Consider the following 19,046-nt stretch of genomic DNA (forward strand, 5'->3'; position numbering starts at 1 on the left):
ACAGTAAAGTAATGATTAAAGAAAAACAACCTTCACAAGGGAGGTTGTTTTTTTTATACTTTTTGCATAATATTTAGGGATCAGAAGGGAGAGAGAATCTTGTGAGATCCCTAATTGGCGCCATACTGGCAATTTTAGTCTTAGTCATTATCATACCTGCCTTGGTTGTTCGCAGTACTACGCTGTTTACACCGTCACATTCTCTGAAAAGTCAGTTTGGCAAGCCTGAAACAGTCTTAATTAACGTTTATATTGCCGAGCAAGGCCGTAATACTGAGTTGGAGTTAGAGGACTATATTAAAGGCGTTGTGGCAGCTGAAATGCCAGCAGACTTCGAGCCGGAGGCTCTCAAAGCTCAGGCTGTTGCGGCCCGCACTTATGCCGTGAAAAATATGGTTCGGTTTGGTGGCGCAGGACTCGCCAGTCATGTCGGTTCTGACGTCAGCACAGATACGCGGGAGGGGCAGGCCTGGCAAAGTAGCGAGCAGTTAAAACAAAAGTGGGGAGCAAATTATAGTCAGTATGCCAGTAAAATCAGTCGTGCCGTCGATGAAACACGGGGGATCATTGTTACTTATCAAGGCGAACCGATTCATGCCGTATTTCATTCTACAAGTGGAGAACGTACAGCGAGTGCCAAAGAAGTCTGGGGATTTGATTATCCCTATTTAGTGAGCGTTTCCTGTCAGTGGGATCGACAATCACCACGTTATCGTGATGAAAAGAAATACAGCATTGCCGAACTGGAGCAGCGGTTAGGCAGTGATGCTGGCGTTGTCGCTGCTGTTCAGGGCGGTGGAGGAGCACCAGTTCAGGTGCTGAGTCTGACTGAGTCGGGACGTGTCGATCAGGTGAGATTGGGGACCAAGACCTTTAATGGTCAAGAGCTGCGTGATAAGTTAGCACTTCGGTCAACGAATTTTACTATTGAAGTTCAGGGAGACAGTTTCATATTCCATACTATCGGTTATGGTCATGGTGTGGGTCTGTCACAGTATGGTTCCAATGGTATGGCCAAAGAGGGCATGGATTTTAAAAAAATTCTTACTTATTATTATACAGGTGTTGCCCTTAAAAATATCTATGGATCTTAACTGTTTATATGGTGGCATTCCTGGGAACACTAGTAGTGAGGTGATTTTATGCCGTCTCAATCTGTCCTTTTTCGTAAAATTCTCGCTATTAGTATCTGCTTTTTGCTTGCATTGTTTTTATTAGGGGGAGCAGTTCTTCCGGCTTTTATTGCAAAAACGTCGCAGCAGCCTGTAATTCCTTCAACTGATACAATTAGCGAGTCATTGTCTGATCAGCCTGACACAGCAAGTACACAAGCAGCAACAAGCATTCTCCAAAATTCAGACCCAGAGCCTTCTCGTGCTATCGTCGCGGTCGTTGAGGACAAGCCATGGCTTCATGAAAAACCTCGTCTTCCCCTAGCGGGAAAATTACGACTAGCATATGGATGGGAGATTCATCCTGTTTTTGGTGACTGGCGGTTTCATACAGGTATCGATTTTGATGCGATGCCAAGTGAGGCTGTGACAGCTGTAATGAGTGGCATTGTGACATCCAGTTGTGAAGAGAAACATACAGGACTTACAGTTACCATTGAGTCAGGTCCCAGACAGTTTATTTATGGCAGTCTGGTCCGAACACCTCTCAAGGTGGGGGCTAAAGTAGCACAGGGAGAGGTCATCGGCTATACCGGTCAATGCACGGATGAACCTTATGACCATTTACATCTGGGTTTAAAAGTCGGGGAAGATTATGAGGATCCCCAAAAACTATTTTAAATACGACTTCTCAAAAAATGCATAATTTACGTCAGATAATGCTCTGACAAGTTACGTATTTTTTTTGTTTGTTTGCATATATATGATAGCAAAGTGGTCATGAGGGGAGTTAAAGAGATGAAAGACTATATTCGAAAACGTGTCTTAGACGTTTGTAGTCACATTTTGGAAAGCAAGCATACCGTCAGGCAGACAGCGGTCGTATTTGGCGTAAGTAAGAGTACTGTTCATAAAGAGTTACCAAAAGTGAACGGTGGAAGAATATAGTAAATTCAATGGTTTCTAGGTATTCGCTACGCTTCTTCGATTCCTTGGTCTTTTCGTAGTTTAGCATTCTTTCTGATTTTTATCGTCCCAACAATAATTTCAGGAAGCAACACAAATAATAATCCTATATAACCAACGGACCCGTATCCTTTGACAACGATATTAGTTAATCCAAATACAGAAATACCTGTGCATATTAGCAAAGTGATAAAAGAAATAGTGAGTCTACGGACCCTCAAGTTTTCAAAAATACCTTTTCCAACCCAAACCGGTTCGAATCGGGCAACTGTAGAAAACACGAGGGACACTGCGGTTCCAAGCAATGCAACAAATAGGATAATAGTGTACAAAATTTTTAACCACGGCAGGCTAAGTTGCGAGCAGACGAAATATACCGGGAGCGTCTGGTCGAGAACTTCTGGTGTAAAGCCTAACAGCATAATACAAATTACTACCAAAAAGATACCGTTTAGGAGCATGCCAAAGAGCATAAAAAGATTGCACTCTTTAGTCGTTTTAATGTTATGTGAGACGGAAATGATGGGTAGCACCGTAAAGGACTGGAAACCAACGTAGATCAGCATGAACCAAACTGCATCCCAAAAGCTTTGGCCAAAGGTTTCATTTGTAACCATGACTTGCTGGAAATGAAAAGCACCTACTTGCAGACCTAGTGCACAGAGTATGAATAAAGTAATGATTAGGAAGTAAGTCTTGTAATTTAAAACTTTAATAATTAAATCGCTCCCGAATATAGTCAAAAGTAATAAAATTAGTCCTACGATTACAATACCGATTCCATAAGGAATTCCTAAAGAACTCTTTAACAAGGAGCCTGAGCCTGCGATTGAAGTACTCACTCCACAGGCAATTAACACGATAAACCCAAATTCAAATACAATAGAAAAATATTTTTCATACGGATGAAAAAGAGCATCACCATAACTTTTATAATCATAAGTCTTATAATCCTTCGCTAAAACGAGGGCATTTCTATGTGCCCATCCCAAAAGTATCATGGCAATGATTGGTAGAAAGACTGCATACCAGCCATACTTTACAAAAAAATTAACTTCCTGGTTGCCAGTGGCGAATCCTCCGCCGCAATGCGTTGCAAACCAGACCGCAGCCATAGCAAATGATGTTCCTACAGATCCAGTTTTTTGAAATCCCATATCTATGTTCCTCCTAATTATTTGTTATTGGACTTTTGTGCAGAGCGAAGACAGGTAGATGACTGAGCGAAATAGAAAAGCCCCTATTGACACATAAAATGTCAATAGGGGCGATAATTATCGCGGTACCACCCTAATTTGGCTCATAACTCGACCAAAGCTAACTATATTGGCCAATACCTTAACGCGGATACTCGCTTTTGCCTAATTAAGTCTTTTATATTACTTTTTCAGCAAAAGAATTCCTGGGTGAGTTCACAAAAATTATCTGCACCGGCTTTCAGCAAGCACCGGCTCTCTGAGGCAAAATAGTCTTTGCTTTTTCCCAATCATCATTTTTAATAGATTAACTTTATACGAACTATTACACACCTGCAGGATTAAGTGTAACATTGTTAACATTGTCACAGGTATTGAGATTTTTGTCAAGGTGTTTTTTAATAGAAAAATAGGTTTGACAAATATATTTTCCTGTTGTATACTAAAAAAAGTTTACAGAGTTACAAACAATTTGGTAAGAACAATAGAATATTGTAACATGAAAAGTGATGAAGGAAATAGTTGTATGTAGTATGTTTCAGAGAGCCGATGGTTGGTGCGAATCGGTAACAGAACGATACAATCGTCATTCCTGAACTGCGAAGCTGAAAAATTTAAGTAGGCTGCGCCGGTGTCTGCTCCTAGTGAGTGCAACCGTTATATTGCTAGGGTTGTTAGACCTGATGAGATGTAGTAGTCATTTTTATTGACGCTGCGAAAAAGGGTGGTACCGCGAGATTCATCTCTTGCCCCTTGATTTATTTAATCAAGGAGGTGAGAGATTTTTTATTTCCAGAAATCTAAGAAAAGCATTTCAAATGCAAATAATGGAGGAATAATGATGAATTTATTAGAAAAAATGGCAACCTTCGTGTGTGAAAAATTCACCTTATGGATTATAATTTTTTCATTAATGGCTTTTTTACAACCTGAATCATTTAAGCCAATTGCTTCTCATATTTCTTATCTTCTTGGCTTTATTATGCTGGGAATGGGGCTTACGATGTCACTTCGTGACTTTGAACTAGTATTTAAATATCCCAAAGAAGTTTTTTATGGTGTAGCATTTCGTTACTGTATAATGCCTCTGATCGGCTATAGTGTAGCTAAGTTGCTAGGTTTACCGCCCGCATTAGCAGCTGGTGTGGTTTTATTGGGTGCCTGTCCAAGTGGTACGGCTTCTAATGTTATGTCTTTTATCGCTAAAGGGGATACGGCTTTGTCCGTAACCGTGTCAAGCGTTAATACCATCCTGGCACCTGTGTTGACTCCGTATATATTTTTATTATTAGCTGGAACGCTTATTCCAATCGATGTAATGGCATTGTTTATTGAAATTGTAAAAATCGTCTTGTTACCAGTCGCTATCGGAGTGACGATTCGAATGATTGCCGGTCGGACAGTAGAGAGATTGAATAAGATTATTCCGGCTTTTTCAGTTGTTCTCATAATTTCGGTTGTAGCGGCTGTTGTAGCCGTAAATGCCGGAAAGCTAGCCGCTATGGGCATGGTTGTTATGTTAGCTGTGTTCTTCCATAATAGTTTAGGGTTAATACTCGGTTACGGTGCAGCCCGTGGGGTTGGAATGAGTGAGAAAAAATCTCGGGCAATTACCTTTGAAATCGGAATGGAAAATTCTGGCTTGGCCGTTGCTTTAGCGATGGCGCATCTTGATCCTATGGCGGCACTTCCTGCGGCACTGTGTAGTATCTGGCAAAATATTAGCGGCAGTATGCTGGCGGGCTATTGGGGAGCCAAAAGTGAAGTCATTGACGACACAACTGCTGAATTGGCTAAATTGGAATCTTAAATAGGATTTATGTTTATTGCATAATACAAACTAGGTATAGGAGAGTGAAATTTTGTGAATAATTTAATTGAATGTGTAAATTTTCCTGTTAAAGTATTTCGTGGGTTTAATGCATTAGATAATTTAGGGGATTTTTGTAAAACATTAGGTACAGCTGCATTTATTTTGGGTGGAAAAACTGCTTTAGCGAAGACTGAGCAGAAGATACACACCCAGCTTGAAAAGGCAGGAATTAAGGCTGCAGCTGCCCAATGGTATGGTGGAGAGTGTTCGCGGCGCAATATCAATACCTTAATTGAAGAAGTGGTGAAAAGCCAAGCTAATGTGATCATCGCCGTTGGTGGCGGTAAGGTTCTTGATACAGGTAAAATGGTATCTATGGAGTGCCATTTACCAGTTATAACGATTCCTACGATTGCTGCAACCTGTGCGGCTATTACTCCGTTATCTGTTGTATATAGCGATCAAGGTGAATTTGTTGAGATGGTCTGTTTTGAACAATGTCCGGTTGGGACGGTCATTGATACGGCTGTAATTCTTGATTCGCCTATTCGCTGGTTGGCGGCTGGTATGGGCGACACGCTCGCAAAATGGTATGAGTATCGTGTTAGCATAGAGTGTACTCAACAAACGAGTCTAACATTGGCAGCGCTTGCAAACGGCAAATTGTGTTACGATTTGGTCGAGAGATTTGGCGGTGAAGCCCGGCAGGCATTGGACAAGCGAGAATTCAATGAAGCATTGGATTCGACAGTTGATGCAATTATCTTATATGCAGGACTGGCTTCGATTTTTGGCGGAGAAAAAATTCGCTCTGCAGCTGCGCATGGTCTGCACAATGGTTTAACGAAAATACCAGCAGCGCACAAAGTCGGACACGGTTTGATTGTTGGTTACGGTAACTTGTGTTTATTGGCATTGGAAGACCGCTCGGATGATGAAATTATGGAAGCAATAAAAATTGCTGAACGTTGTGCTATTCCTACGACAATAAGTCAGATCGTTGCATTAACGAAGGAGGATCTTAAGGTAGTGGCTGCCGCGACTATATTGACTCCTGACATAAAGAATATGCCGTTTACAGTGACTGAAGACATGGTGATCAAGGCTATACAACGGGTCGACAATCTGGCAAGTAGCTTCAAAGTAGGAGAATGTTCTGAGCCATAAGATTTCTTGAGTGATGTGCAGATCGTTTAATTTAACACATTGCAGGTATGCTTGATAGCGGTGCCAAGAAAGTTCAGATCCCGATTACATCTGCAGTTGATTTGTGTACTGTCCCTTAGGAATTAATTGGACATTTTAACATTATCTTTTATCAGAGTGAGGAAGATGCTGTGTTTAAGGCACTGGGCGTTGAGTAAGCTTCGAATATAGGGCACTGGCCATGATTTTGGCTAGTGCCTTTTGAATGTTAATCAAACGAATAATAAGATCAGGTCTTAAGAAGATTATCAAGTTGAGTGTTAGTAATTCAGAGGTGCAGGGGATTTTAATTTATTTGCAGTCATATTTCTGGAATTGAAACGTATGATGTATTGAAGATTATGTGCAGTTCATTTGGGGGAGGAATATAAAATGAGTCTGAAAATTACATTTATTAATCCCAATTCAAACGATGAGGTGGACAAGTATTTGCCGAAAATCTTGGCAGAAGCGGTGCTCAATAAGATTTCCAATGAGCTTACTGATGTAGCTTCTGCTAAATATAATGAGTATGATGTAAAGCATTCAGCGTAAGAAACTGGATTTTAATTTTAACGGAAGGGGGGAGTCGTACGATGATTGGAAATGCTGAAAAGAAAAAAGTTGCTGCATACTGCCGGGTGTCTACGGAGAAAGAAGACCAGTTGCTTAGCCTACAGGCACAAAAAGAGTTTTTTGAAGGGTACGCCGCTAAGAATAATTTTGAACTGGTAGAACTGTATGCTGACGAAGGCATTAGCGGTACCAAGCTGAAAAATAGAACGGAATTTAGGCGTATGATGGCTGATGCGGAGCGCGGTAAGTTTGAATGCGTTTATGTTAAGGATGTTTCTAGGCTTGCTCGTAATGTCGTGGACTTTCTCCAAAGTATTCGCACATTAAAAGCGTTAAATATTAACTGCCGTTTTGTGACAGCTAATATGTCTAGTAATGACGGTGAATTGACATTAACCATACTGGCGGCGGTGGCGCAAGAAGAATCCGCTAACCTGTCTAAAAGGGTTAAGTTTGGGAAAAAACGTAATGCTGAAAAGGGGCGCGTGCCTAATCTTGTTTATGGTTATGATAAAACAATCGGGGAATATTTTAGCCTGACTATTAATGAGGCAGAAGCAAAGGTAGTCAAGGGGATATTCGACTTTTACGTGTATAAGCGGCATGGGGCAAATAAAATTGCTCAGCTATTAAATAAGGAAGGCTTAGTAACAAAGCGCAAGTGCCACTGGTCACAGCAAGCTATTTCCACAATCTTAACCAATCCACTTTATATAGGTAAAGTGATTAACGGTAAGGAGTCAGTCAAGGACTTTTTGACAGGTGAAAGGGTTAAGAATGATGAGGATAAGCAGTTTATCGTGGACAAGCCAGAGCTTGCCATTATTGAACAGGAAATTTTTGATAAGGCACAGGTGTTACTAGCTAAGCGAACAAAAAACTTTCGACTGACGAAAAATCGTCAGTCGAATAAGTACTGTTTTAGTACTATGATAAAGTGCGGCGATTGTGGCTATAGTTTTCGGAGAATGCATAGGAAGTATATTAAAGAATATACTCGGTGGTGTTGCTCAGGTCGCAATGCGAATGGCAAGGATTTTTGCAATAATCATACGGTCGTCGATGAACAGGAACTGCTTGATGAGATAAAAAATTATCTGGGTGGCTTGGTATCATCAAAGGACAAGCTGTTAAAACAAACCATTGCTGAATTTAAAAAGAAATATAAACCAAGTAATCATGAGTTATCAGAGTCGTATATTGTCAGTGAACTAACAAGGCTCAAAAGGGCCAAAGCCAAACAGACACAAATGTTTGAGGTGGATGCTATTACTATTGAAGAATTAAAGGAAAGAACGGCTGAATTAAATGGTGCCATTGCTAAATATGAAAATGAGCTTACGGTTTTGCAAGGGAATACCTCAATATTAGGTCGCATTGATGAGAGGGTCAAAAAGTATTGCAGTAGTATTCAAGCTGTACTATCCGCTGATATTATTGATAATGCTATGCTAAGAAAAGTTATTGATAAAATTGTCGTGACAGTAGAAGGAGAAATTCAAGTTTTTCTAAAACTATTTTCCGATCTGGAGATTAAACATGCTGCAGCTATATAAAAGTAACCCTATTGTCCTTTAATAATAAGACGATAGGGTTACTTGTTACATGGATGTCAACGGACGTTAAAATCCGTTGAACTTTCTTTTTTCTCAGATGCCTTCTAGTGACACATAGTCCCCTTCTAAGCAGAAGTATCAATGGAGTTTCCGATGGTTTCAGGTTTTTCCGCGTTGCTCGCGCGCGCTTTATTACCTAGATCATTATATGCAGCTCTCCATGCAGCGGTATATATGGCAGCAAATTTGTCAGTACGTGCGTTTTCAGCCGGGGTACCACTCATTGTCCAACCATTGGTCGGGCAATACGATGCGATTATATTTCCAGTGTTATCACGGAACTCTGCAAATGTTACTTCTCCTTTTTCGACCGATTTACGCGAGGCCGCGGCGATAATGCTTCTTCTGTCAGGAGAAACAACAGAGACAAAACTTTTTTCCAAACTCATAAATTCAAAATTGTTGTTCCCTGAAGTGCTGCATTTTCCGCTGGCAACGTCTTTTTTCGCAAGCTCGATGATCGCTTCCTTGTATTGCTCGTCACTCATTGTGGGAGTAGTCTTTGTACAGCAATCCAATCTGGAAAAATCGGGTTGAGGCAAACTAGTGGCTCTTGGTCTAGCCATGCCTTTAGCCATGCCTTTTGCTCCCAGAAAATATAACAATACTTCACTGTTTGTATCTTGAATATTCATATTTTACTCAGTCTCCTTAACAGTTATCGCTCAATAATGGGCCGGAAGATATTGAGCGATAGTCTTAATCCGGCTGAACCAAGTCGGTTGATAACTTAATAATTATAGTAAATGGTGAGCGTAACGCCTTGGTACCATTTTGCTGAATCATATGAGCTACTCACATTAGTACCCCTGTAGTAAAAAGACCAAGCTCCATTCCCACCAGTGATTCCGGTCGTGAAATTGGTTATGTTACCTGGACCCCAAGGTAAAGTAACATAGTCATTAGTCACGTTACTCTTTAAAGAAGCATTAATGGACAGAATTGCCCCCATCCCGCTGTGTTGTATAATTGTGTCTGCATCTACTCTTGCTTTCGTCACAATGGCACCTGTCGGCAAACCATAAACATTAAAAGTAATAGCGTTCGAGTTTCCGGTTGCACCTGGCGCAAGATACAAACTCATCGTGTCTCTTGAGGTAAAGGTTTTAGAAGCTGAAGAGGCAAAAACGGTTGTTGTCATGGCAACGACCATCATTAGCACAAGTAATATACTAAATAGTCTATTTCTCATTTTTTACCACTCCTTTATGTTTTCTGAATTCCGGTCCTATTAAATATATCGTAATATTTTTCCAGAAGTTTAGTATTTTGGAAAATTTTCTATTCGGTTTCCTAAAATAGGGTATTACTTTTAAAAAGAGAGAGTCAAGGTCATATTTGCACATATTGCATGAGAAGAATATCTAAGGATTAACCATAGAGCACTATGTCCCGCAGTTCGTGGATGAAATTTGGCTTGAGATAAAATCAAGATATAAGTATTTTTTGACGGGAATGTTGATATTTGATGAATATAAGGGTATAATTTCGGTAATAATCGTTTTGAGAGGGTGATTTTATGATAATAAATCCCTATACACCTGGAGCAGGATTAGTTCCAAATTATTTAGCCGGTCGTGATGATACGATTGAGGAAGCAAAAGAAGTTATTTCTTATGTTGCTCATGGATATCCTACTCGTTCTATTGTTTACTATGGGTTACGTGGTGTTGGAAAAACGGTACTTTTAAATAAAATTGAAGAGATTGCAGAAGAAAACGATGTATTATATGAGCATATTGAAGTATCAGAACGGTCTTCTTTTAAAATTTCTATTTCGTTAAATATACAAAAATTAATTAAGCAAATGAGTGTTAAGGAAAAAGCTAAAAATTATGTTCAAAAAGCAATGTCCGTATTAAAGGCTTTTAAAATTACTTATTCCCCAGAAGGGGAGGTAAGTTTTGGTTTAAATGAGGATGTGGCCCCTGCTGTAGGTGTATCTGATACCGGAAATTTTGCAAATGATCTTACCGAATTGCTTGTATCTATGGGAACACTTGCGAAAAACAGCGAAAGTTCGGTGTGCTTATTTATTGATGAAATACAATATTTAAAAGACGATGAATTTGAAGCATTGATTACTGCTGTACATAGAGTGAATCAAAAAGGATTGCCTGTTACATTGTTTGCAGCAGGATTGCCTAAAATTGCAAAGATTGCTGGCGATATTAAGTCCTATGCCGAAAGATTATTTAGTTTTATTTCTATAGATTCTTTAGAACCTAAGGCTGCTAAGTTGGCACTGGTGGAGCCAGCAAAAAAAATCGGCGTAACCTTCACAGATGAGGCGATTGATGAAATTTTAAGAATTACAGCGGGATATCCCTATTTTCTACAGGAATATGGCAAACAAGTTTGGGCTTTTATAAAAAATAAAAATATTGATATTACATCAGTACAGGAAGCATATCCAGTTTTTGAGAAAAGCTTAGATGATAGCTTTTTCAAAGTTCGTTATGATCGAGCGACATCAAAAGAAAAAGAATTTATGCTGGTAATGGTTGAGTGTGGGGAATTGCCCTGTACCATTGCCCAAATAGCTAGTAAGATGAATACTACTGTACAAAGAATTTCACCATTGAGAGCACAATTGATTTATAAGGGGTTTATTTATGCGACGAGCTATGGAGAAGTGGACTTTACAGTACCTCAATTTAATCAGTATCTAAAACGAATCCATAATAGTAAATAATAGAATTTTGATAGTATTGTTGCATTTCTTGCGGAGAAATGTATCATTTATGTTGAAAAATAGTTCTCATTACCTATTTAAAAATCACCTGTCTTGTACTACAATAGAAACAATTAGAGGGGTTAACGGTCTTTGAAAATAGACAGTTAACCCTTTTTATTACCGTTCACTTTTGGTATATCGTTCCATAAAGATATGATTGAAAGATTGCCACTTATTAATAAACGCTTGGCAGCGAAAGTTCGGGGCGTTTTAGAATTGAACAAAGCCGAACGACACATTCGTGGCGGTGAAGCCACGCGAAAAAAGTATCGCGAAAACAAAGAAACTGTAGAAAAGTCCTAGGAAAAGGGACTGAAAAATAGAGGGTTTTGACCAGATTTGTAGAAATAAAACATCACTTATGAATTAACAGTCAGTGGTTTTTTGCAAAATGTCTTATTTTGACTGTTTTTCTTTTTATAAAATAGGACAAGCACTGGACAAGACGAGAGGGGTTAAAGTATGTTTGGAATGTCAATGGATATTGGAGTCGATTTAGGGACTGCCAATGTTTTGGTTTACATAAAAGGAAAAGGTATTGTGCTGAGGGAACCTTCTGTAGTAGCTATTGATCGGGATACAAATCGTGTCCTTGCCATTGGGGAGGAAGCCCGTCGAATGTTAGGGCGTACACCAGGCAATATTATTGCCATCAGACCGCTTCGTGAAGGCGTGATTGCGGATTATGATACAACAGAAAGCATGCTGAGGCATTTCATTCAAAAAGTAGCTGGGAAAAGTAGCTTTTTTAAGCCCCGTATTATGATCTGTATTCCTTCTGGTGTTACGACAGTAGAAAAACGGGCCGTTTTGGAAGCTTCGATACAGGCTGGTGCCAGAAAGACATTTCTTATTGAAGAACCTCTTGCAGCAGCTATGGGAGCGGGATTGGATATTGCCGAGCCTTGTGGTTCCATGGTCGTTGATATTGGCGGTGGCACAACCGATGTGGCTGTGCTGAGTTTGGGAGGCATTGTCATTAGTGAGTCACTTAGAGTTGGAGGCGATAAATTTGATGAAGCCCTTGTTCGCTACGTCAAGAAAGAATATAATATCATGATTGGCGAACGGACGGCGGAACAAATTAAAGTCAATATTGGTACAGCTTACCCTACGGGGCGCGATGAAACCATGGAAATTCGTGGACGTGACCTTGTATCTGGTTTACCGAAAACCATGAGTATCAGTTCCAGTGAAACACGTGAGGCTTTAGCGGAATCAGTAGCTTTAATTGTTCATTGTGTCAAATCCGTTCTTGAGGGTACTCCGCCTGAACTGGCAGCAGATATTATGGATCGCGGGATTGTCATGACAGGTGGCGGGTCACTACTCTTCGGTCTTGATAAATTGATCAATCAGGAGACTGGCATTCCTACTTATTTGGCAGAAGATCCTTTGTCTTGTGTGGCTCTTGGCACAGGCAAGGCGCTTGACGCATTAGAAAACATTCAGGATAGTTTGACAACGCTTAACAAAGCAGGTGCTCGTTCATAATGTTTGGGAGCGCTTTAACGGGGGAGTCTTAGCATTAATGGACTTCTAGTAAAGAGAGGAGTGAGGTAGTTGATTCGTGGAATTTATACGGCAGCATCAGGTATGGTCGCAGAGTCCTTGCGTACCGATACCATTGCAAACAATCTTGCCAATGTGAATACAACCAGTTATAAACGAGATGTGGCCGTAACAGAGGATTTTGATACAATGTTAATGAAACGTATCGATGATGGTCCGAGTAGCCCCAGTACCATTGGTGAAATGGGTTATGGTTCCCTTGTGAATGAAACAGCGACGATTTATGATGAAGGTCAGATTAATCCCACCGGAAATTCTCTGGATTTGGCCATTAGTGGCAAGGGCTATTTCACTGTACAGACGCCGAATGGTCTTCAGTATACACGGAATGGTTCTTTTACACGCAGTGCTCAGGGAGAATTGGTGACAAGTGAAGGTTATCGCGTGATGGGGACGCGAGGTCCTATTCATCTGAATGGGAATCAGATAACCGTTGGCAGTGATGGCAGCGTAAAAGTGGACAATGTACAAACAAATCAATTGCAAATTGTTCAATTTGCCAATGACCGCACGGCACTGCGTAAGCAAGGTTCCAGTTTGCTCGCAGCGACAGGGGCTGAGCAACCCGCTCGGGCGACAGGTAGTGTGGAGCAAGGCGCATTGGAGCGATCCAATGTCAATGCAGTCGCTGAGATGGTTAACTTAATTACAGGATACAGAGCCTATGAAATCAACAGTAAATCCGTACAAGCTCATGATGCCCTGCTTGATAAGGCCGTCAATGAAGTAGGAAAATCTTAAGACAACACTGGATTGAAGTAACGAGTCATTAGCAGAAAAAGGGGACGATTTATTATGATGAGAGCTTTATGGACAGCGAGTTCAGGCATGTCTGCTCAACAAAACAATATTGACGTGGTTGCCAATAATTTGGCCAACGTCAATACAAACGGTTTTAAAACAGTACGTACTAATTTTCAGGATTTAATGTATCAAACTATGCGTCAGGCTGGGGCAGCGACAGGTCCTGATACACAAGTACCGACAGGTATTCAGTTCGGTAGCGGTGTTCGTCAGGCATCTACGCAGCGGATTTATACGGAAGGTACACCTGTTGCAACAGAAAGTCAGTATGACATGATGATTGAAGGCGACGGCTTTTTTCAAATTACCATGCCTGATGGTACAACGTCTTATACGCGTGACGGCAATTTTACTACGGATGGTCAGGGGCGTCTAGTTACATCTGACGGTTATTTTGTGCAACCGGCTATTGCCGTTCCATCCACAGCTACTGAAGTCGATGTATCTGCGGACGGACGGGTATCAGCAAAAATTCCCGGTCAGACAGATCCACAGGATTTGGGGCAACTTCAGATCGCACGTTTTATCAATCCGGCCGGGTTAGATGCTATCGGGCGTAATCTGTTAGTTGAGACATCCGCATCAGGCGCACCTGTTACAGGTAATCCCGGTGCAGATGGTGCCGGAACGATTCGATCCAAGTCTCTTGAAGGCTCCAATGTCCAAGTCGTGAATGAAATGGTCAATATGATTACGGCACAGCGGGCCTATGAAATGAATACCAAAGTTATTACCACCTGTGATGATATGCTGAGTCAGGCTGCTGCACTGAAACGATAATGAACAGGTTTTATAAAATCGGTGTTGCTTTGTTCTTGGAATTGTTATTTGCTGTGGCAGTGGCTTGTGCCTCCGTTACAATCTCGATACCTGAACAGGTCACCTTGGAATCAGCCAATTTGACCTTGGGTGATCTAGCAACACTTACAGGCGACGATGAAGATAAAATTCGTCAGCTCAGTCAGTGGCGATTGGGGAGTTCGCCGCCCCCTGGTCATTCTTTGACTCTGACACCGGAAATTATTACCATGCGTTTGGCAAGCAGTGCTATTGATTTGTCTGATATTACATGGCAGATTCCGTCTGCCATTACTGTAACGACAGCTTCTCAAATTCTTTCAGGAAGTCTTTTGGGTGATCAGGCTGTTGCTGCAGCCAGGCAACAGCTGGTTGGCGTCGATAGTGAGATCAAAGCGCAATCTGTGCAAGATGTTACTTTACCTGTTGGTGCAGTAGATTATAAAATTACTTTTCCCAGCGGTATTCGGTTTGTTGGACTCACAACCGCCCTGATTCCCATTTCTGTGAATCAGCAGCATGTTACGCAAACTGTTGTGAAATTAAATGTTACTATTTATCAATCAGTTGTGGTTACTGCGCGGGCTTTTCAACAGGGGGAGATAGTGAATCCCGCCGATCTCGTGCTTGAACGAAGAAATGTGGGGCCCATGAGTTCCTATTATACAGACAAGGCGAAGGCTGTCGGTCATGTTCTTACACATGCTATGGCGGCAGGTGCGGTGATTAATGATTCCGTGCTTGCCATGCCAAAAGTGATTAAGCAGGGTGATCTGGTATCCCTTGTGGCACGTAACGGGGATATTGAGGTCATGACAACAGGTCGGGCTTTGCAAAGTGGCAGTGTTAATCAGTTTATTCGGGTGCAAAACTTACAATCCAAAAAAATGTTATCTGGTAAAGTCATTGATTCGCATACAGTTGATGTCACGGCGACATATTAATTTTATGAATAACCTGTATTTTCAGCAGGACACAAAGTGAGGCGTAACGGATGGGTTTCCGAAAATATCGAAACGTTCTTGTAGTCTTGATGGCGGTCTGCCTGCTATTAGGCCCGCAGGTTGCGTCAGCTGATTCTTTATGGACAGATTCACCAAGCTTTTTTAGTGACAGGCGGGCTCATGCTGTGGGCGACAGTCTAACGATTTTAATTAGTGAGAGTACGTCAGCGGCGCGAAACGGGAATGCCAGCAATTCAAAATCAGGCAGTTCTTCTATGAATGCCGGTACAGGAATTTTCCATTTTATTGCCAGTGCCAGTGCCAGTGGCAGTGATGCTTTTTCAGCCAAGGGCTCGTTGACAAATACTAATACTGTAACAGGAAAGATTACGGTTCAAGTTACCGAAGTAAAGCCAAATGGCAATTTCATTGTTTCCGGTACGCAAAGTATTAATCAGAACGGCGAAGAACAAAAGATTACGATTACCGGGACGGTTCGTCCTGAAGATATTTCGTCTGACAATACGGTCATGTCGTCGAATGTAGCCGATGCGAAGCTGAAAATTGATGGTAATGGTCCGATCGCCAATAAACAACGCGAAGGCATTTTGACTCAAATTTTTAATTTTTTGTTTTGAGTTTTAAAGCAGGAAAAATGGGGGATTTTATGCGAAAATTTCTAGCAGTCTTGGTGCTCATTGTGGTTTGTTGCAGTATGTTACCTGTTTATGCAGCTCCGTCAACGCGTATCAAAGATGTAGCCAAAGTACAGGGCGTACGTAGCAATCAATTAATCGGCTATGGTCTTGTCAGTGGACTCAATGGTACAGGTGACGGAACGAAGATTATAGAGACTTTGCAGTCTATTGCCAGTATGCTGAAATCATTTGGCGTGAATATTACAACGGCGCAAATGCAGACAAAGAATATTGCGGCTGTCATGGTGACTGCGGATCTACCTCCCTTTGCCAAGCCGGGCGATACTATTGATATGAATGTTTCATCAATTGGGGATGCCAAAAGCTTGCAAGGCGGTGTATTGCTTCAAACACCGCTCAAGGCTGCCAATGGTGCAGTTTATGCTGTAGGCCAGGGGACCTTGGCTGTTGGGGGCTACTCTGTTGGTAGTGGCGGCAGCAGTGTTCAGAAAAACTTCCCCAATGTCGCTCGCGTGCCAGGTGGGGCTATTGTGGAGCGGGAAGTTCCCATGACATTTACGACGAACGGTGAATTGCGCTTATCACTTTCCCAACCTGATTTTACAACAGCCACGCGCATTGCCGAAAGTATTGAAGGCAAGTTTGGCTATATTGCTTCAGCGAAGGACCCAGGGACAGTTGTGATTAATATTCCTGCTGAATATGAATCAAATGTCGTAGCTTTTGTTTCAGCCATTGAAGACTTGCCTGTTTATCCGGACAGTGTTGCTAAGATTGTCATTAATGAACGAACAGGTACCATCGTCATGGGAACAAATGTCACCATTGATGAAGTCGCTGTGGCACAAGGCGGTTTGACAGTGAAAATTGAGCGAAACAATGATGTATCACAGCCTGCACCGTTTTCAAACGGAACGACAGCGCCAGTCAGCAATACTACCGTAAATGCCAATGAAAAAGATGGCCATCTGATTGTTCTGCCTGAAGCATCCAGTGTCGGCGATGTTGTGGGTGCCTTAAATGCAGTGGGTGCTACACCTCAGGATATTATTTCCATTTTGCAGGCCATGAAGGCCGCCGGGGCATTGCATGCCGACTTGCAAATCATTTAAGTGCGAGTAAGCAAGGAGGATTTATGAATATTAATACACAAGTGAGTAGCATACTAACAAATGTTCCATCACCTGCATCTGCGTCGCTTGCGACGGCTGTGTCAAATGGTACGGGCAGTGATTTTGCTCAGAAACTTGACCGGGCGCTTGGAGGTAAGTCGACTGCAGCAAGTGATAAAAAACTGAAAAGTGTCTGTCAAGATATGGAATCTGTTTTTTTGAATATGATGCTTACATCCATGCGTGCCACCGTTCCTAAGGATTCGTTACTTGGTGAAAGTAACGAAGATGATATTATGAAATCCATGTTAGATACGGAGTTGTCTAAAAACATGGCTCAGGCGGGTGGGGTGGGGATTGCTAGTCTTTTATATCGTCAGCTTTCACCGCAGCAATCCCTTACCAAGAAGTGAGAAGACCTAAAGAAGTAACCAGACACAGCTGTGTCTGGTTACTTCCCTAATAGGTGGAAAAAAGTAGATTTTTTATATTTGGTGGGAGGCCAAAAAAAATGAAAAAAATCGTGACGCGTCTCGTTGCACTTGGATTATTTTTACTTATTTTGTCGCAGACCGTTTTTGCCTTTGCAGCGCCTGCTTCACTGCAGAAGATGCGTTATAGTCAGGCAACTGACAAAGTACGTATCGTGCTTGATGTATCGGCTGTTCCATCTTATACAGTCGACACAACTCAAGACGGTCAGATTCGCATTGATTTGCCAGGGACAACGGTTGGGTCCGCTCTTGCGGCCTTGTCTTTTAAGGACGACGCTGTAGATTCAGCCAAATTAATTGCTGTGGATTCAGCGCATCAGCAACTGGTAATTACGCTGAAAAGTACTGTTGTGCCCAAAGTTTTTGTTCTTCAAAACCCTAACAGGCTTGTCATTGATTTAGTAAAAAACAATCGTGTAACGAAAACTGCATTGTTAGGTAAGACAGCTGCAACGGTTGCACCTGGTCTTACCTATACTTCCCTTGTACGTAACAAATCTTTTGGCCCTGTTGTGGCTTATATTTTAGATGCAGATTTAAGCAAGATTAAGGTGCAGCCGGCTCTCTCGAATGGCATGATTGCCGGATTAGAGTCTGTTCAGGATATGGCAGTTCATAATCAGGCCCTTGCTGCTGTAAATGGATCGTATTTTGCCCCGAATGGTGAAATTATAGGTTTGCTTAAAATGAATAATGTGATTGCAAGCATTCCCTATATTACGCGAACAGCTTTAGGTATAACGACAGATAACAAACTTATTTTTGGTCAAGTTGATTATCAGGGAAACATTCGTTTGCCTGATGGACGGGTGCTCGCCATTAATGGCATCAATTGCGAACGAAGTGAAGATGCTGTTACGTTATATAACTCTTATTATGGAAAGTCTACTCAGACCAATGAATTTGGCAAGGAGTACGTCATAACAAACGGAAAAGTCAGTGCTATTTCGCCGCAGGATACGCCGCTCAAGCCCGGAAGTATTGTCTTATCCGCTCATGGCGCGGCAGCTACCGTAATGGCAGGGCTGAAAGTTGGCGATAGTGTTGTCATTGAGCAATCTTTAGGACCAGACTTTGACAAAGTTCCCTTTGCTATCGGAGCGGGTCCCCTGCTTGTCAAAGATGGTAAACCCTTTTTAACAACGAAAGCCGAAGAATTTCCCGATGATATTGCTGTGGGGCGGGCACCACGGACAGCACTAGGTGTTACCAAATCCGGACATCTGCTGATGGTTGTTATTGATGGGCGGCAGGCGGCAAGTAAGGGATTAACACTTGTTGAATTGGCCGATTTCATGCAGGAACTTGGAGCTGATGAAGCCATGAATTTTGATGGTGGCGGTTCCAGCGAAATGGTTGTGAAAGGCAGTGTCATGAACAATCCGTCTGATGGTCAGGAACGGCTTGTTGGAGACGCGATCGTTCTTACTGCCAAATAATGATTTATGTTGCTAAAAGCGGC

The 19,046-nt window shown here is 41.7% G+C and carries 20 protein-coding genes and 2 other annotated features; of the genes, 17 read left to right on the forward strand and 3 right to left on the reverse strand.

Features of this window, described 5'->3' with window-relative positions:
* The first annotated feature begins 101 nt into the window (after positions 1-101).
* From spoIID to Ga0466249_RS00110, 3 genes are all read left to right on the forward strand, one after another.
* On the forward strand, positions 102-1,094 hold the full coding sequence (gene spoIID, locus Ga0466249_RS00100; protein WP_215827398.1) for a stage II sporulation protein D: 993 nt from the start codon (positions 102-104) through the stop codon (positions 1,092-1,094).
* Positions 1,095-1,142: 48 nt separating this feature from the next.
* Positions 1,143-1,793 (forward strand): M23 family metallopeptidase, encoded by a 651-nt coding sequence (locus tag Ga0466249_RS00105; RefSeq protein WP_215827399.1) that lies wholly within the window; start codon positions 1,143-1,145, stop codon positions 1,791-1,793.
* A gap of 117 nt (positions 1,794-1,910) precedes the next feature.
* Positions 1,911-2,060, forward strand: coding sequence for a sporulation transcriptional regulator SpoIIID (locus Ga0466249_RS00110; protein WP_215827400.1), 150 nt, complete (start codon positions 1,911-1,913; stop codon positions 2,058-2,060).
* A gap of 26 nt (positions 2,061-2,086) precedes the next feature.
* On the opposite strand, the gene Ga0466249_RS00115 is transcribed toward Ga0466249_RS00110, so the two are convergent.
* Positions 2,087-3,235 carry a YkvI family membrane protein gene (locus Ga0466249_RS00115; RefSeq protein WP_215827401.1) on the reverse strand — a complete coding sequence of 383 codons (1,149 nt, stop codon included), beginning with the start codon at positions 3,233-3,235 and terminating at the stop codon, positions 2,087-2,089.
* Positions 3,236-3,338: 103 nt separating this feature from the next.
* Positions 3,339-3,577 (reverse strand) — a binding site (T-box leader).
* Between the two features lie 197 nt (positions 3,578-3,774).
* Positions 3,775-4,031 (forward strand) — a binding site (T-box leader).
* Positions 4,032-4,112: 81 nt separating this feature from the next.
* Here Ga0466249_RS00115 and Ga0466249_RS00120 point away from each other — a divergent pair.
* The 4 genes from Ga0466249_RS00120 to Ga0466249_RS00135 all read left to right on the forward strand — a co-directional run bounded on the left by Ga0466249_RS00120 (position 4,113) and on the right by Ga0466249_RS00135 (position 8,404).
* On the forward strand, positions 4,113-5,084 hold the full coding sequence (locus Ga0466249_RS00120; protein WP_215827402.1) for a bile acid:sodium symporter family protein: 972 nt from the start codon (positions 4,113-4,115) through the stop codon (positions 5,082-5,084).
* 54 nt (positions 5,085-5,138) lie between these two features.
* Entirely contained in the window at positions 5,139-6,254 is a 1,116-nt protein-coding gene (locus tag Ga0466249_RS00125) for an iron-containing alcohol dehydrogenase family protein (protein WP_215827403.1), read from the forward strand.
* 411 nt (positions 6,255-6,665) lie between these two features.
* A complete protein-coding gene (locus Ga0466249_RS00130; protein ID WP_215827404.1) occupies positions 6,666-6,827 on the forward strand; it encodes a hypothetical protein in 162 nt (53 codons plus the stop codon).
* Positions 6,828-6,868: 41 nt separating this feature from the next.
* On the forward strand, positions 6,869-8,404 hold the full coding sequence (locus Ga0466249_RS00135) for a recombinase family protein (RefSeq protein ID WP_215827405.1): 1,536 nt from the start codon (positions 6,869-6,871) through the stop codon (positions 8,402-8,404).
* Positions 8,405-8,529: 125 nt separating this feature from the next.
* Here the strand turns inward: Ga0466249_RS00135 and Ga0466249_RS00140 are convergent, their stop codons facing one another.
* Together Ga0466249_RS00140 and Ga0466249_RS00145 are read right to left on the reverse strand one after the other, a co-directional pair.
* The gene (locus Ga0466249_RS00140) at positions 8,530-9,099 is read right to left on the reverse strand and encodes a hypothetical protein (RefSeq protein WP_215827406.1); all 570 of its coding nucleotides are present in this window, start codon (positions 9,097-9,099) and stop codon (positions 8,530-8,532) included.
* Positions 9,100-9,194: 95 nt separating this feature from the next.
* Positions 9,195-9,656, reverse strand: coding sequence for a hypothetical protein (locus tag Ga0466249_RS00145; protein WP_215827407.1), 462 nt, complete (start codon positions 9,654-9,656; stop codon positions 9,195-9,197).
* 327 nt (positions 9,657-9,983) lie between these two features.
* On the opposite strand from Ga0466249_RS00145, the gene Ga0466249_RS00150 reads away from it, so the two are divergent.
* The 10 genes from Ga0466249_RS00150 (at position 9,984) to Ga0466249_RS00195 (ending at position 19,023) form a co-directional block, all read left to right on the forward strand.
* Complete coding sequence (locus tag Ga0466249_RS00150) at positions 9,984-11,159, forward strand: ATP-binding protein (RefSeq protein ID WP_215827408.1); 1,176 nt, start codon at positions 9,984-9,986, stop codon at positions 11,157-11,159.
* 177 nt (positions 11,160-11,336) lie between these two features.
* The gene (locus tag Ga0466249_RS00155) at positions 11,337-11,504 is read left to right on the forward strand and encodes a sporulation transcriptional regulator SpoIIID (protein WP_376769287.1); all 168 of its coding nucleotides are present in this window, start codon (positions 11,337-11,339) and stop codon (positions 11,502-11,504) included.
* A gap of 159 nt (positions 11,505-11,663) precedes the next feature.
* Positions 11,664-12,695 carry a rod shape-determining protein gene (locus tag Ga0466249_RS00160; RefSeq protein WP_215827410.1) on the forward strand — a complete coding sequence of 344 codons (1,032 nt, stop codon included), beginning with the start codon at positions 11,664-11,666 and terminating at the stop codon, positions 12,693-12,695.
* Positions 12,696-12,764: 69 nt separating this feature from the next.
* On the forward strand, positions 12,765-13,514 hold the full coding sequence (gene flgF, locus Ga0466249_RS00165) for a flagellar basal-body rod protein FlgF (RefSeq protein WP_215827411.1): 750 nt from the start codon (positions 12,765-12,767) through the stop codon (positions 13,512-13,514).
* A gap of 54 nt (positions 13,515-13,568) precedes the next feature.
* Entirely contained in the window at positions 13,569-14,357 is a 789-nt protein-coding gene (gene flgG, locus Ga0466249_RS00170) for a flagellar basal-body rod protein FlgG (protein WP_215827412.1), read from the forward strand.
* Complete coding sequence (gene flgA, locus Ga0466249_RS00175) at positions 14,357-15,319, forward strand: flagellar basal body P-ring formation chaperone FlgA (RefSeq protein WP_215827413.1); 963 nt, start codon at positions 14,357-14,359, stop codon at positions 15,317-15,319. Before flgG ends, flgA begins: the two co-directional genes overlap by 1 nt.
* A 50-nt stretch (positions 15,320-15,369) precedes the next feature.
* Complete coding sequence (locus Ga0466249_RS00180) at positions 15,370-15,957, forward strand: flagellar basal body L-ring protein FlgH (protein WP_215827414.1); 588 nt, start codon at positions 15,370-15,372, stop codon at positions 15,955-15,957.
* Between the two features lie 29 nt (positions 15,958-15,986).
* Positions 15,987-17,090 carry a flagellar basal body P-ring protein FlgI gene (locus tag Ga0466249_RS00185; protein ID WP_215827415.1) on the forward strand — a complete coding sequence of 368 codons (1,104 nt, stop codon included), beginning with the start codon at positions 15,987-15,989 and terminating at the stop codon, positions 17,088-17,090.
* A 23-nt stretch (positions 17,091-17,113) separates the two neighbouring features.
* The gene (locus Ga0466249_RS00190) at positions 17,114-17,503 is read left to right on the forward strand and encodes a rod-binding protein (protein WP_215827416.1); all 390 of its coding nucleotides are present in this window, start codon (positions 17,114-17,116) and stop codon (positions 17,501-17,503) included.
* Between the two features lie 98 nt (positions 17,504-17,601).
* A complete protein-coding gene (locus Ga0466249_RS00195; RefSeq protein ID WP_215827417.1) occupies positions 17,602-19,023 on the forward strand; it encodes a phosphodiester glycosidase family protein in 1,422 nt (473 codons plus the stop codon).
* The last annotated feature ends 23 nt before the right edge of the window (positions 19,024-19,046 follow it).

Source organism: Pelorhabdus rhamnosifermentans (genome assembly GCF_018835585.1).
Lineage (GTDB): Bacteria > Bacillota > Negativicutes > UMGS1260 > UMGS1260 > Pelorhabdus > Pelorhabdus rhamnosifermentans.

Coding starts and splice junctions, on each gene's coding strand:
- Ga0466249_RS00135 (WP_215827405.1), top strand. CDS start 6,869: ATGATTGGAAATGCTGAAAAGAAAAAAGTTGCTGCATACTGCCGGGTG.
- Ga0466249_RS00180 (WP_215827414.1), top strand. CDS start 15,370: ATGGGTTTCCGAAAATATCGAAACGTTCTTGTAGTCTTGATGGCGGTC.
- Ga0466249_RS00145 (WP_215827407.1), bottom strand. CDS start 9,656: ATGAGAAATAGACTATTTAGTATATTACTTGTGCTAATGATGGTCGTT.
- Ga0466249_RS00190 (WP_215827416.1), top strand. CDS start 17,114: ATGAATATTAATACACAAGTGAGTAGCATACTAACAAATGTTCCATCA.
- Ga0466249_RS00110 (WP_215827400.1), top strand. CDS start 1,911: ATGAAAGACTATATTCGAAAACGTGTCTTAGACGTTTGTAGTCACATT.
- Ga0466249_RS00150 (WP_215827408.1), top strand. CDS start 9,984: ATGATAATAAATCCCTATACACCTGGAGCAGGATTAGTTCCAAATTAT.
- flgG (WP_215827412.1), top strand. CDS start 13,569: ATGATGAGAGCTTTATGGACAGCGAGTTCAGGCATGTCTGCTCAACAA.
- Ga0466249_RS00130 (WP_215827404.1), top strand. CDS start 6,666: ATGAGTCTGAAAATTACATTTATTAATCCCAATTCAAACGATGAGGTG.
- Ga0466249_RS00140 (WP_215827406.1), bottom strand. CDS start 9,099: ATGAATATTCAAGATACAAACAGTGAAGTATTGTTATATTTTCTGGGA.
- Ga0466249_RS00185 (WP_215827415.1), top strand. CDS start 15,987: ATGCGAAAATTTCTAGCAGTCTTGGTGCTCATTGTGGTTTGTTGCAGT.
- Ga0466249_RS00160 (WP_215827410.1), top strand. CDS start 11,664: ATGTTTGGAATGTCAATGGATATTGGAGTCGATTTAGGGACTGCCAAT.
- Ga0466249_RS00115 (WP_215827401.1), bottom strand. CDS start 3,235: ATGGGATTTCAAAAAACTGGATCTGTAGGAACATCATTTGCTATGGCT.
- Ga0466249_RS00105 (WP_215827399.1), top strand. CDS start 1,143: ATGCCGTCTCAATCTGTCCTTTTTCGTAAAATTCTCGCTATTAGTATC.
- Ga0466249_RS00195 (WP_215827417.1), top strand. CDS start 17,602: ATGAAAAAAATCGTGACGCGTCTCGTTGCACTTGGATTATTTTTACTT.
- flgA (WP_215827413.1), top strand. CDS start 14,357: ATGAACAGGTTTTATAAAATCGGTGTTGCTTTGTTCTTGGAATTGTTA.
- Ga0466249_RS00120 (WP_215827402.1), top strand. CDS start 4,113: ATGATGAATTTATTAGAAAAAATGGCAACCTTCGTGTGTGAAAAATTC.